Annotated in this window: 8 protein-coding genes; 6 read left to right on the plus strand and 2 right to left on the minus strand. The window is 36.8% G+C overall.

The features are described from left to right. Positions 1-7: 7 nt before the first annotated feature. Both ACNQGG_RS08740 and cydB read left to right on the plus strand, forming a co-directional pair. Positions 8-1,339, plus strand: coding sequence for a cytochrome ubiquinol oxidase subunit I (locus tag ACNQGG_RS08740; RefSeq protein WP_417963083.1), 1,332 nt, complete (start codon positions 8-10; stop codon positions 1,337-1,339). Positions 1,340-1,342: 3 nt separating this feature from the next. Next, positions 1,343-2,419, plus strand: a complete 1,077-nt coding sequence (gene cydB, locus ACNQGG_RS08745) for a cytochrome d ubiquinol oxidase subunit II (RefSeq protein WP_417963085.1) — start codon at positions 1,343-1,345, stop codon at positions 2,417-2,419. A 57-nt stretch (positions 2,420-2,476) separates the two neighbouring features. Here the strand turns inward: cydB and ACNQGG_RS08750 are convergent, their stop codons facing one another. Together ACNQGG_RS08750 and ACNQGG_RS08755 are read right to left on the minus strand one after the other, a co-directional pair. After that, complete coding sequence (locus ACNQGG_RS08750; protein ID WP_417963087.1) at positions 2,477-3,265, minus strand: sulfite exporter TauE/SafE family protein; 789 nt, start codon at positions 3,263-3,265, stop codon at positions 2,477-2,479. A 72-nt stretch (positions 3,266-3,337) separates the two neighbouring features. After that, positions 3,338-3,964, minus strand: coding sequence for a Crp/Fnr family transcriptional regulator (locus ACNQGG_RS08755; RefSeq protein WP_417963089.1), 627 nt, complete (start codon positions 3,962-3,964; stop codon positions 3,338-3,340). A gap of 292 nt (positions 3,965-4,256) precedes the next feature. Between ACNQGG_RS08755 and ACNQGG_RS08760 the strand changes: the two genes are divergently transcribed. From ACNQGG_RS08760 to ACNQGG_RS08775, 4 genes are all read left to right on the plus strand, one after another. Next, on the plus strand, positions 4,257-4,562 hold the full coding sequence (locus tag ACNQGG_RS08760) for a rhodanese-like domain-containing protein (RefSeq protein WP_417963091.1): 306 nt from the start codon (positions 4,257-4,259) through the stop codon (positions 4,560-4,562). Positions 4,563-4,621: 59 nt separating this feature from the next. Beyond that, positions 4,622-6,202: an NADP-dependent glyceraldehyde-3-phosphate dehydrogenase gene (locus ACNQGG_RS08765; protein WP_417963093.1), complete on the plus strand. Its 1,581-nt coding sequence runs from the start codon at positions 4,622-4,624 to the stop codon at positions 6,200-6,202. Positions 6,203-6,452: 250 nt separating this feature from the next. Further along, positions 6,453-13,202 carry a PKD domain-containing protein gene (locus ACNQGG_RS08770; protein WP_417963095.1) on the plus strand — a complete coding sequence of 2,250 codons (6,750 nt, stop codon included), beginning with the start codon at positions 6,453-6,455 and terminating at the stop codon, positions 13,200-13,202. 10 nt (positions 13,203-13,212) lie between these two features. Continuing rightward, the gene (locus ACNQGG_RS08775) at positions 13,213-14,208 is read left to right on the plus strand and encodes a PorP/SprF family type IX secretion system membrane protein (RefSeq protein ID WP_417963097.1); all 996 of its coding nucleotides are present in this window, start codon (positions 13,213-13,215) and stop codon (positions 14,206-14,208) included. Positions 14,209-14,394 lie beyond the last annotated feature (186 nt).

Raw genomic sequence — 14,394 nt, forward strand, 5'->3', positions numbered from 1 at the left:
TATTTGAATGGAAGAAATGCTTTTTTACGACCGAATGCAATTTGCATTTACGATTACCTTTCACTACTTGTTTCCTCAATTGACCATGGGACTTTCCCTAATCATTATTTATTTCAAATGGAAGTTTTTGCATACCCAAAATGAACAGTACAATCAGGCTACCCATTTTTGGATGAAAATCTTCGCACTTAATTTTGCGATGGGCGTAGTAACCGGAATTCCGATGGAGTTTCAGTTTGGAACCAATTGGGCTAAGTTTTCGGAATTAACGGGAGGAATCATTGGACAAACGTTGGCTATGGAAGGCATGTTTTCTTTCTTTTTGGAATCCTCCTTTTTAGGTTTGTTTTTATTTGGAGAAAAATTAATCGGGCATAAATGGCATTTTGTCACCGGATTACTGATTTTTATAGGTTCCTGGGCCAGCGGATTTTTAATCATTGCCACGCATTCCTGGATGCAATATCCAGTTGGTTATGAAATTTTGGCTAATGGTAAATTTGTCCTGAATAACTTTGCAGCGCTATTTACAAACCCTTGGTTGTGGTCTTCCTATTTTCACAATCAGGCAGCTTCTATGGTAACCAGTTCTTTTGTTGTTGCAGGGATTGGCGCTTTTTATATTTTGAGTAAAAAGAATGTCTCTTTTGGGAAATTATTTGTGAAAACGGGAGTGGTTTTTGGATTGGCTTCAAGCCTTATCGTTGCCGTTCCCACCGGAGATTTATTAGCCAAGAATGTCGTAAAATACCAACCCGTTACTTTTGCCGCTATGGAAGGAATTTTTCATAGTGAAAAAGAGGGTTCCGAAATTGTTTTGATTGGTCAACCTGACGTAAAAGACAAAAAATTGGACAATAAAATTGCCGTACCTAATATTCTGAGTTTTTTGACTTATGGAAACTGGCATAGCGAAATTAAAGGGCTAGATCAATTTAAAGAAGAAAATCATCCCACTAATATTTCAGGATTGTATTATGCGTATCATATTATGGTTGGGCTCGGAACTGTTTTTATCGGATTAATGGGTTTTGCGGTTTTTCAGCTCATTCGAAAAAAATTATTCGAAACCAAATGGATTTTGTGGTCGCTGCTTTTTATGCTTCCATTTCCATACATCGCGAATACAACTGGGTGGTACACTGCTGAATTAGGAAGACAGCCCTGGTTAGTATATAATTTATTACGCACCGCCGAAGGTGCTTCGCCAACAGTTTCCTCCGGAAATACGTTATTTACGTTGCTTGGATTTATAGGATTGTACCTCTTATTAGGCATGTTGTTTTTACTCTTGGTTGGTAAAATTATAAATAAAGGACCTCAAACAGAAAATAAATAAATTATGGAATTCTTTTGGTATGTAGTTTTAATGGGAATTTTGGCCGTTTATATTGTACTGGATGGTTATGATTTTGGAGCGGGAATTATTCATTTATTTTTTGCTAAAACAGAGAAAGATAAAAAAGCGATAACCAGCGCGATTGGTCCTTTTTGGGATGCCAATGAAGTATGGTTAATTGCCGCAGGCGGGGTTTTGTTTTTTGCTTTTCCTACGTTGTATGCCTCTTCATTCAGTGGATTTTATTTGCCTTTAATGATGATTTTATGGTTGCTTATCTTTAGAGCTGTAGGTTTGGAATTGCGTGGTCAGATTCATCATCCTATGTGGGAAGTCATTTGGGATAAAGCCTTTGGGATTGCGAGTTTATTATTAGCCATATTTTTTGGCGTGGCTTTAGGGAATATTGTTCGCGGTGTAAATCTGGGAATGGTAGAAAATGGTGTTTCAACACAGGAAGCCCATTTTTTCTTTTTGCCGTTGTGGAATCCAACTTTTAGTCCAAAAGCGGATCAATTGGGAATTATAGATTGGTTTACCCTGTTTTTAGGAGTGGTTAGTGCTGTTACGCTGACGATTCATGGTGCGAACTGGATTATTTATAAAACGAATTCTTCTTTGAATGCAAAATTAAAAGAGGTGGTTTTTAAACTCAATTTTGTCTTATTGGGATTGGTAATTATTTCATTATTAATTTGGCACAGAATCGAACCCAAGCCGTTTCACAATTTTGTTGAAAATCCATTTCTTTGGATATTTCCATTGATTGCATTTATAGGCATTTTTGGATTGTTTAAAGTAAAAACATTTAAAAAGGACGGACTTGGATTCTTTTTTTCAAGTATGTTTCTCGTAGGAGGATTTGCCGCAACAACGGCTTCTATTTTTCCGAATGTCCTGCCTTCGACCAATGCGGTGAATCCATCATTAACCATTTACAATACTGCTGCTGGAGAATATGGATTGTCAGTAGGCGTGTATTGGTTTGTTATCGCTTTGCCTTTAGTTATTGTGTACTTCATAATTCAGTATAAAGTTTTTAGCGGTAAAATGGACGACATCGGGTATGGGGAACATTAGCATTATATTCAAATTAAAAAATAAAAAGTATTCCAACTCGGGATACTTTTTTGTTTTTTAATGAAAGAAAATCTCTTTAGTAATGATGTAAATTCCCATCACTAATACAAACCAGCCAAAGATTGGTTTTAGTTTAGCACCGTCAATTTTTTTCGAAAGTTTGATTCCTATGATCATTCCTAAAAACGCTATGACGGTAATCTCCAGTAAAAAAGGATAATTTATGGGTGTACCAATGTATAAATCGCCACCAAAACCAATTGAAGAGTTGATGAAAATAATAAGTAAAGAGGTACCAACGGCTTGTTTCATTGGTAAATTAGCGAAAAATAATAAGGCTGGTATGATTAAAAATCCACCACCTGCACCCAGAAAACCCGTTACAATTCCAACTATAAATCCAATGATTCCCAGTTGTATGTAGTTTGTTTTTGGAGTGCCCATTACCGGTTTTGTTTTGCGTATCATGGATATAGCTGCGGCCATCATCAATACGGAAAAAACAATCATAATCAGAAAACTTTTCGATACTTGGTAAGATGCAATAGAGAATAGTGTTGCCGCTATTTTTGGAAAAATAACTTCCCGGATTATCAATATTGAAAAAACCGACGGAATGGCGAAGTACAGTGCTGATTTAATTTTAAGATTCCCCATTTTATAATGGCTAATACATCCAAATAAAGCGGTAACTCCAACGATGAATAACGAATAACTAGTAGCTAATTCTGGTTCGATCTTAAATAAGTAAACTAAAATGGGAATGGTTAGAATTGATCCGCCGCCTCCTATTAAACCCAATGAAAGGCCTATGATAATTGATGCAAAATAGCCTAAATATTCCATTTTAAAACTTTTTATTGCAAAGGTTGTCTGTAAATTTTAGACAAACAGTAACATTTATCACATTAGGAAGATTTATTTTAAAAGTTCAATGTTATTGCGCTGTAAATTAACCAAACCGCGTTGTTCCATTTTTTTTAGTAAACGGGAAATGACTTCTCTTGATGTATTCAATTCGGATGCGATTTCTTGATGGGAAAGTTTTAAATGGTTGCAACCACAAGCATCGGAATGGCGTTTCAGGTAGAATTCCAAGCGCTCGTCCATTGCTCTAAAAGCAATACTGTCAACAACTTCCAGCACTTCCTCAAATCGGCTGCGATAAGTATCAATTACAAATTCATACCAACTGCGGTGTTGCATCATCCATTTGTCCATTAGAGGCAAAGGAATCAGTATCAATTCAATATCCTCAACAACTTTGGCCATAATTTGGCTTGTTGCATTCTTGGTAGCACAAATCATAGAAATAGCGCACGCTTGACCGGGTTGTAAATAATACATAAAAAATTCACCGCCATTTTCATCTTCGCGGTAAATCTTAATCTTGCCACTGATAACCAAAACGGTGTTTTTTATGTATTGTCCAGTTCGCATAATAACATCGCCCGCTTTGAAGGATTGAACAGTAGCATTGTCATCAACATCTTTGATTAATTCAGTAGAAAATGAAGGAAATAGTTTCTTTATAGGATCAAGCATTTTGGTGTTATTTTAATTGGCAACAGTTATATTGTAAAAGTAGTCTAAAAAATCAAAAGAGTATTGCAAGGATAGTATTGAAAAAAGAGATTGATTCCTGAATTATCAGGTGATGTGCTTTATGTATTTCCGATGGATTTAATAGACTATTTTTCGCAAAAATAAACGCCGAATTTATAGTTTCTTGATAGTTACTATTTTGCGAAAACGTTTTCTTTTGAATATTATCTAATTAACAAATTGAAGGTTTATTGTTTGGTAAAATCTTCGTATTTTTACAAAAAAAGATACTATGAATTTAACACAAGAAGATTGGGTTGCTCAATTCGAAGCTGATGAAAATGCAGTAATACTTGACGTGAGAACCGAAGACGAAACGAATGATGGAATTATAGCTAATGCCATACTTATTGATATTCACAAGGGACAGGGTTTTATAGATGAAATAGAAGCTTTGGATAAAAGTAAAAATTATTATGTGTATTGCCGTTCCGGAATGAGAAGTGCAAAAGCTTGCGAAATCATGAACGAACTGGGTTTTAAAAACACCTACAATTTATTGGGAGGGATTATAGAATGGAATGGCGATATCGTTTAACCATAATACTATAAATACGAAGGCCTCTTTTTATTAAATTTAAATATAACCAACCTATAATGAGTTTTATACCAGAAGAATTTCAAATTAATACGTTACTAAATCAAGATACTTATTTAATTAATGGTGAGCTAAAAAAATGGACCGGTCAAACCACTCCCGTTTTTTCTACGATTTCATCTACTGAAAAATACGAACCTACTATATTGGGTTCCATTCCATTTATGGGAGAAGCAGAGGCTATGGAAGCAGTTGAAGCGGCATCTGCGGCTTACAATAACGGACAAGGTTTATGGCCTACAATGAAAGTTGTGGATCGCATTAAATGCATGGAAAATTTTGTTTCCCAAATGAAAACGACTCGAACAGAAGTTGTTAAACTTTTGATGTGGGAAATTGGAAAATCATTGGGTGATTCTGAAAAAGAATTTGACAGAACTGTAGAGTATATCTATGACACTATTGAAAGTTACAAAGAATTAAACGCCCGTAGTGCTCATTTTTCTAAAGTACAAGGGATTAATGCCATGGTTCGTAGAGGACCGCTAGGTGTTGTATTGTGTCTAGGGCCTTACAACTATCCATTGAATGAAACTTTTTCGTTGCTTATTCCTGCCTTAATAATGGGGAATCCTGTAATTTTTAAACCGGCTAAACACGGCGTTTTATTACTATCTGCTTTGTTAGAAGCGTTCAGAAGCAGTTTTCCAAAAGGAGCTATCAATATTGTGTACGGTAGAGGACGTGAAGTGGCTTCACCAATCATGAAATCTGGAAAAGTTGATATTTTGGCGTTGATAGGTAACAGTAAATCAGCGATTGCTTTGCAAGACCAACATCCAAACAAAAACAGATTGCGTTTGGTATTAGGTTTAGAAGCAAAAAATCCTGCGATAATCCTTCCGGATGCCGATTTAGATTTGGCTATCCAAGAATGTATAGCGGGATCTTTGTCTTTCAATGGACAACGTTGCACCGCTTTGAAAGTATTATATGTGCATGAATCTATTGCTGACGAATTCAATAAACGATTTGCAGCCAAAGTGGATGCATTAACTTTTGGAAATCCATGGGATAAATCAGTATTTCTTACTCCTTTGCCAGAAAAAGAAAAACCGGCCTATATCCAGGAACTAATAGATGATGCTACTACTAAAGGAGCAAAAGTTATTAATGCAAAAGGAGGGGAGCATTCTGATAATTATATCTTTCCAGCAGTTTTGTTTCCTATAAACAAGGAAATGCGTGTGTATCATGAAGAGCAATTTGGTCCAGTTGTGCCTATTATTTCTTTCAAAGACATTCAAGAACCATTGAATGATATGGCCGAGTCTAATTACGGACAACAAGTAAGTTTGTTTGGAAAAGACATCAAGACCATTGCGCCGCTTATCGATACTTTAGTGAATCTTGTTTGTAGAGTAAACTTGAATAGTTCTTGCCAAAGAGGACCTGATGTCTTTCCATTTACAGGAAGAAAAGATTCCGCAGTGGGTACGTTGAGTATTCACGATGCATTGCGTTCATTCTCTATCAGAACTTTTGTTGCTTCTAAAGACAATGACTATAACAATGCCATTTTGCAAGAGTTATTGAACAGTAAAGAATCCAATTTCATTAATACGGACTATATTTTGTAAGTATTAAATAGTTATAATTGAAGCCGTTTCGTTTTTTCGAGACGGCTTTTTTTATGAGATTTGGATATTGAAAGCTGGTTTTATTTTTAGTAAATTAAGTATTGAGTTGTATTTTTTTAAATAATAACAAAAATAACACAGCTTTACGGGAAACCGCAACATAACGGAAAAACATTACATTATATTTGTTAAAATTTTATTTTTACCGGATGGCAATGATTGTAATCGATGACTAATTTAATACGCAATTATGAAACACCTTTACAAGATTATTTTTCTTTTTGTCTTGATAATTTCAGTTAATAATTTAAATGCTAAAAGCAATTACCCACATTTAGGCATCGATAAAAGAATAGTACCTGCGAGTGCCGATATTTTTGTATCACCAACTGCAACTATTTCTGGAACAACTGCTGTTTGCCAGAATGCAACTCAGCCCCAAATAACCTTTACAGGTGCTGGAGGAACTGGTCCTTATGTTTTTACTTATAACATTAACGGTGGAGCTTCTTTAACAGCAACTACAACTTCTGGAGATAGTGTTACCGTTTCTGCTCCAACAATTACAGCGGGTACTTTTATTTATAATTTAGTGAGTGTGCACGATGCCTCTTTACCTCTTACAGAAATTACTGAAACCGGTACTGCTGTCATTACTATAAATCCACAGCCAGATGCCTCATTAAGCGGGACTGGTTCAGGAACTACATTTAATGGAATACCTGCTTTTAGGATATGTAGCAATGTAACTTCACCATTTACTTTTTCCAATACTTCTTCGACATCTTCAACCTTAAATACTAATTACACAATCGATTGGGGAGACGGAAGCCCTAATTTTACTTCGGCTTCTTGGACTACAACTACTCATACTTATGCTGTAGGTTATTGGAATTTAACTTATACAATTCAAAGTACAAATAGTTGTGAAATAATAAAAAAATATGTTGTTTTTGTTGGTTCAAATCCAGCTGTATCGTTAGGAAACCCAGGGAATACTGACATTTGTAATTCTACCCAATTAACATTTCCTATTTCAGGAACAGAAAATAATCCTTCTGGAACAACTTATACTATTTCTTTTAATGATGGTTCATCACCAATCACATATAATCATCCACCACCTGCTACTATATCTCATACTTTTTTAAAAACTTCATGTGGTATTACTAGTTCTGATGGTACAAATTCATACCCTAATTCTTTTCGAGCAAATATTGTAGCTCAAAATCCTTGTGGAACATCTGCTGTTGGTGTTGTTCCAATTTACGTTTCAACTCCACCTACTGCTAATTTCACAATTCCTACAAATGGTTGCACAAACACGAGTATCTGTTTGAATAATACAACAACAGGAGGTTTTGAAAATAATGGAAATAGCAATTCATGTAATACAAATCCAAAATTTGTTTGGACAATTTCACCATCTACAGGATATACAGTTGTAAGTGGCTCTATTGGAAATGATTTTGGAAGTATAGATCCTAATTTATGGTTATCAGGTTCCAGTCCTTTATGTTTGAATTTTTCGCAAGGAGGAACTTATACGATTTCAATTAAAACCGCTAATAGGTGTGGTTCGGTAATGATAAAAACCCAACAAATTTGTATTGAAGCTCCATTAACTCCTCTATTTACCCTTAACAACATCTCTGGTTGCGCACCCTTAGCAATTACAACTACCAATACAACTATAGAAACAAATTCTTGTACACCACCCACTTATTTATGGACGGTTACTTACGCTGCAGCAAATTGTGGAACAACCATAGCAATTCCAAATCAAACAACAAAGAATGCTTCGTATAACTTTACAATACCAGGTATTTATACCATTAGATTAACAGCAACAAATTCTTGTGGAAGTGTAAATACATCACAAACAGTTGAAGTAAAAAAGCCACCAACAATTACTGCAATAAACGGGATACTTGCCAATTATTGCGGTCCAACAACTATAAATCCTACGGCAACAGTAAGCAGTTGTGCCCCTGCTTCTAGTACTTTGACCTATGCTTGGAGTTTTCCGGGAGGATCACCGGCAACGTCAGCCTTGGCCGTTCCGGGAGCCATTAATTATGCTACAGCTGGAAATTATACGGTATCCTTGATCGTAAGTAACGAGTGTGGTGCTTCGGCAACGACAATAAAACCCTTCACCATCAATGACGCTCCTGTTTTGACCAATACTCCCTTGAACCAAACCATTTGTTCGGGTTCCAGCACGGCATTGGTCAACTTGACTTCCAGTCCCGCAGGAGCCACTTTTTCTTGGACGGCAACAGCGACGGCAGGAATTTCGGGATTTACCCCTTCTGGAACGAGTACAATACCCATACAAACTATTTCTACAACCAATGCAAGTCCAGGAACTGTTACGTATGCCATTACACCTTCATTGGGTGGATGTCCCGGTACAGTGACCAATTATGTAATTACCATAAATCCTGCTCCGGCAATAACCGCTCAACCCGCTTCCAGTACGGTTTGCTTGGGAGGAAGTCCTGCTGTTTTATCTTTTACGACAAGTGGAGTTATTGGTACACCAACATACCAATGGTATTCTAACACTGCCAACAATACAACCTCTGGAACTGCAATTTCAGGTGAAACTAATGCTACATATACCCCACCATCAACAACGGCTGGAACATTTTACTACTATTGCATCATTACTTTGCCTTCGGGAGGCTGTTCCAATATTAAAACCAATACAGCAACCGTAACCATACTACCCAATGCGACAATTACCACCCAGCCCACTCCTACCCAAAATCTATGTGTTGGCGTAACTTCAACTCCATTAACTATTGCTTATTCGGGTGGAACTGGTACTGTTAATTACCAATGGTTTTCCAATGCCAGCAATTCCATTATTGGTGGATCTCCAATTGCCGGTGCCACTTCTGCCACTTACAGTCCGCCAGTTTTTACAAGCTCAGGAAATTATTATTACTATGCCACAGTATCTTTAAGTGGAAATGGTTGTTTGCCAGCAACCAGCAATGTAGCCGAAGTCATTGTTTATGCAGATCCAACAATTAGCGCACAACCCATTGCCACACAAACCCTTTGTCAAACCGCAACCCCTTTAAATCTAGATGTTACGGCAACAGGAGGAAATGGAACGTTTAATTATCAATGGTACAGTAATTCGACCAATGCCAATACGGGAGGTACATTAATTGTGGGAGCAACCAGCAATAGTCATACTCCGCTCACAAATACCGTTGGCACAAAATATTATTATTGTGTAGTGAGTCAAAACAGCTCTTCAGGATGCAATGTCAGCAGTGCAACAGCAGCAATTATCGTAATTTCGTCCCCCACAATTACACAGCCCGCTTCGAGTACGGTTTGCCAAGGCGGAACCCCAACTGCTTTATCCATTACGGTTAGTGGTGCGACTGGAACTCCAATCTACCAATGGTATTCCAATACTAATACAACAAGTTCTGGAGGCACTTTAATTCCTAGTGAAACAAGTGCTACTTTCAATCCACCAGCAACAGTTACTGGAACATTTTACTACTATTGCATCATCACTTTGCCTTCCGGCGGATGTTCGAGCATTACATCCAATACTGCCACCGTAACCATCAATGCAGGAGCGATAATTAATACACAACCAACACCAACACAAAGTCTCTGCGTTGGTGCAACTATTCAAACTCCATTAAGTATTACTTATTCAGGAGGAACAGGAACTCCAACTTACCAATGGTTTTCAAACTCCACAAATTCAAATAGTGGAGGAACTCTGATTCCTGGCGCCACAAATGCCAGCTATACACCGCCTGTTTTTAATACCGCGGGAAATTTTTACTATTATTGTCAAGTTAGCTTCTCAGGAAATGGTTGTGGTTCCGTATTTAGTAATGCTTCTGAAATTAGTGTCGTTACAGATCCGATAATTAGTACTCAGCCATTAGTTTCTCAGACTTTATGTCAAAATGGAGTTCCATCAGATTTGACCGTTTCTGTAACTGGAGGAATTGGTACTTATTCGTATCAATGGTATTCGAATACAAGTAATCTAAATTCTGGAGGCGTTTTAATTATAAATGCTACGAATGCAATTTTCATACCACCAACAGCATCGGTAGGTACACTTTATTACTATTGTGTCATATCACAAAGCGGTATTGGATGTGGAGTTGTCAGTGCAGCGTCTGCTGTTATTGTAAATTCTGCCCCGACATTTACAAAACAACCTAAACCCAGTATAATTTGTCTAGGAAATATACCGAATCTTTTGGAAGTGGACTTTGTCAATGGCGCTGGAATACCCCAATACCAATGGTTTTCAAATACTGTAAATACAATTTCAGGAGGAAACGTAATTATCGGAGCAACGACTACAAGCTATAATCCTCCAGCGACAAATGTTGGCACTTTATATTATTATTGTGTGGTGACGCTTTCTTCGGGAGGATGTTCAAGTATCACCTCTAATATAGCTGAGGTCAAAATCAATCAAAATCCTGTAATTGCAAGTAAAAGTGCAGTACTCTGCAGCGGCACAGCTTTTACAATTACACCAGATAATTCAAGTGGTGATATTGTGCCGGTTGGAACCACATACACTTGGACAACTCCGGTAATTAATCCTTCGAATGCTGTTAATGGCGCTTTTTCGGTAACAATTCCTCAAAATAATATTAGCCAAACGTTAATTAATACAACAACTAGTCCGGCAACTGTTACTTATACCGTTACTCCAACTTCAGGAACTTGCGTTGGAACTAATTTTACAATTATTGTAACTGTCAATCCATCGATAAACCCAAATAGTATCCTCACAAATAGTACTTGTTTTGGCATTAATAATGGTTCAATACAAACTAATTTAACGGGAGGAATTCCTTTTACTGTTGGCGCACCATACGTAGTTTCATGGGTGGGACCAAACGGATTTATATCTAGTGCAACAAGTATTTCTAACCTGTCGCCGGGAGATTATACGCTTTCGGTTTTAGATAATGGAGGTTGTCCTTTTTCAAAAAATTATAAAATTACAGAACCTGATGCCATCGTTATTACTACCGATTTAGAAAAGGATATTACCTGTTTTGGTAATGCCAATGGAGCAATAGCAATTACAATAACCGGGGGTACTGTAAATTATAAGTATGCTTGGACTAAAGATAATTTACCCTTTGCAACCACTGAAGATTTATCGAATTTAAGTCCAGGCGTCTATGCTGTTTCGGTTTCGGATAGTAATAATTGTGGCCCAGTAACAACCACTTTCACAATTACTGAGCCGCCTGTTTTAGTTTTAAATTTAGTAAGTCAGACCAATGTTTTATGTTTTGGAACTGCAACTGGAGCGATCGATATTAATGTAGTGGGAGGAACACCAATCCAGATTTCTCCTGGCGTTTTTGATTATAATTATGCTTGGACAGGGCCAAACAGATTTACAAGTTCCAATAAAAATCTAAGTTCCATTTTCGCTGGGACGTACGATTTGACTGTAACGGATAATTCAGGCTGTGCCAAAAAGCTATCGGTTCTTGTAACACAATCTTCAGAAATTATAATAAAGGCAACCACTACTGTAATCAACTGTTATGGTGATAATAATGCATCAATTAGCTTAGTTGTTTCCGGTGGAATTGCACCTTATAAAATCACATGGAGTACTTTAGCAACTGGATTATTTCAAAACAACCTTTCGGCAGGAAATTATCTGATTACAGTTACTGATGCTTTGAATTGTGTTAATACGCTAAATGTCAACATACCCGAAGCGCCCATTTTTACCATCAATCCGGTAGTGAAACAAATTTCTTGTTTTGGAATGAATGACGGCAGTATAAATCTAAATTTAGTAGGAGGAATTGCTCCACTAAAACTGGTATGGAGTGATGGAAGTACGGCAGGTTTGACTAGAAATAATCTAGGCCCGGGTTTTTATACTGTAACCATAACCGACAGTAAACCCTGTATTATAACCAGAACTTTTATACTATTGGAACCTCAAAAATTAGTGCTTTCGGCAAATGTTACCCATGCATTCGACTGTGATGATACTAATAGTGGCGTGATCAATCTGCTAGTTGCCGGTGGGACGCCACCTTTCACGTACACTTGGTCAAACGGAGCTACAACCGAAGATTTAACTACTATTCCCGCAGGAAATTATTTGGTTACAGTCATTGACAGCAGAGGCTGTTCAAAAACTGCCGAATATGTTATCAACAGGCAACCACCAATAGTAATTGGAGTGGAAACAAAAACCGATTTTAATTGTGATGCTAAATCTGTCAAACAAACTTTTGTGGCGCAAGTTTCTGGTGGAGTTCCACCTTATCAACTGACTTGGTCCAGCGGAACGGTAAGCGGAGTCAACAACGAAATGATGAACACCAATCAAAACGGAACGGTTATTCTTGGCGTTACGGATAACTTGGGTTGTACTGCAAATTATACTTTCAATGTGGCTATTCCAAAATTAGGAACGCCTTCCTTCACAACCAGTTCGTATTCGTATGCTGCTTTTGGTACTTTTTCAATTAGTGATCCTATACAATTCACGAATACCGCTACGGCAGATTATAGCAGTACTGCTTGGGATTTTGGTGACGGAAGTGTTTCAAGTGAAGAAAATCCAACTCATACTTTCGTCAAAGAAGGAAGTTATGTAGTGACACAAACCGTTACCTATCCTTTTGGATGTATTTATACGCATATTGTAACATTACTTATTGACAAAGGGTATAAAATGGTAATCCCAAATGGGTTCACTCCCAATGGAGATGGAATTAATGAAACTTTTAAACCGGTTTTTGTTGGATTGAAATCACTTCAACTCGATGTGTATGATACTTGGGGAGAATTAATATATTCTGAAAAAGGAGAGACATTACAAGGATGGGATGGGAGAATAAAAGAAAGAGAATCGGAAAATGGAAATTATTATTACAAAGTAAAGGGAACCACTTTTTATGGGAAAATAATGAATGAAAACGGTCCTTTTACACTAATCAAATAAGAATAGCATAATGAAAATAAAAATTACAACTTTTATAATTTTGTTTGTTTTTTCTTTAACGGTTAAGGCGCAAGATCCCATTTTTACACAGTATTTCATGGTTCCCGAAACGTTGAATCCTGGATTTACAGGATTCCTCGAAACGACTAACGCTGGAATATTGCACAGAACGCAATGGCCTGATTTGAATTTTAGAGTCGATTCAGATTTTGGTTTCATCAATACGTGGTTAGAAAACGCCAACAGCGGAATCGGGGTAAATGTTTTGAATCACAGGGAAAAATTCACGAATTATAATTTCACCCAGGTTAATTTTAATTATGCGTATCGGGTTCAATTAAATGACGATTGGTTTTTTAGACCCGCAATAGAAATGGGCTTTGGAAACAAATCGTATGGTTTTCAGAATATCGTTTTAGAAGACCAAATCAACATTGGGCAAGGAACCATTAACACATCGAGTGTAGATCCACTTTTATTAAATGAAAAAGTAACTTTCTTTGATTTTTCGGCAGGAATGCTGTTTAACAATGAAGAAGCATGGTTTGGTCTTTCTCTAAAACACATTAATAAACCTAATATCGCATTTTCAAACACCGGAAATGTGCCGTTAGGGATGTTTTTCTCTGCCAATGCAGGATATGAATTCTTACTGGGAGATTACATAGACATTACCTATTTTCCTTATGAAACCAAAATGCTTTTAACGTCTAATTACATGCATCAAGGACAATACAGCCGATTTGATTTAGGAACCGGGCTTGTTTTTAAAAAGTTTTTTTTCGGGGTTAGTGCAGCTACAAATCCAGGGAAGAAAGCGGATAACAGTCATTTCTTGACTTCGGTAAATGCTTTTGGAGGATTGCAATATGAACATTTTAAATTTGGTTATTCCCATGATTTCAGTACTTCAAAAATAGGTAAAACAGGTGGAATATATGAACTCTCTGTAACCTATCAATTTGATTTGGAAGTGAAATGTTTCGGTTGTCCCAATTATTATTGAATATTATAGGAATATATCAGTATTAAAAAACCGTCTCGTTTAGGATAACGAGACGGTTTTTTTGTGAATTTGAAGTTTTGACAAAAATTAAAAATAGGTACTATTTAATCATTAAAATTACCGTTATAAGCAGCATTTATTCTTTTGAGTTCAATTGCCTTTGGCTTTAGCCAAAATTGTATAATT

This window comes from Flavobacterium esculini, from assembly GCF_048284325.1.
GTDB lineage: Bacteria > Bacteroidota > Bacteroidia > Flavobacteriales > Flavobacteriaceae > Flavobacterium.

Excerpts from the sequence above, each read along its gene's own strand:
- ACNQGG_RS08770 (WP_417963095.1), top strand. The coding sequence starts at position 6,453 with ATGAAACACCTTTACAAGATTATTTTTCTTTTTGTCTTGATAATTTCA.
- ACNQGG_RS08765 (WP_417963093.1), top strand. The coding sequence starts at position 4,622 with ATGAGTTTTATACCAGAAGAATTTCAAATTAATACGTTACTAAATCAA.
- ACNQGG_RS08755 (WP_417963089.1), bottom strand. The coding sequence starts at position 3,964 with ATGCTTGATCCTATAAAGAAACTATTTCCTTCATTTTCTACTGAATTA.
- ACNQGG_RS08775 (WP_417963097.1), top strand. The coding sequence starts at position 13,213 with ATGAAAATAAAAATTACAACTTTTATAATTTTGTTTGTTTTTTCTTTA.
- cydB (WP_417963085.1), top strand. The coding sequence starts at position 1,343 with ATGGAATTCTTTTGGTATGTAGTTTTAATGGGAATTTTGGCCGTTTAT.
- ACNQGG_RS08750 (WP_417963087.1), bottom strand. The coding sequence starts at position 3,265 with ATGGAATATTTAGGCTATTTTGCATCAATTATCATAGGCCTTTCATTG.
- ACNQGG_RS08760 (WP_417963091.1), top strand. The coding sequence starts at position 4,257 with ATGAATTTAACACAAGAAGATTGGGTTGCTCAATTCGAAGCTGATGAA.
- ACNQGG_RS08740 (WP_417963083.1), top strand. The coding sequence starts at position 8 with ATGGAAGAAATGCTTTTTTACGACCGAATGCAATTTGCATTTACGATT.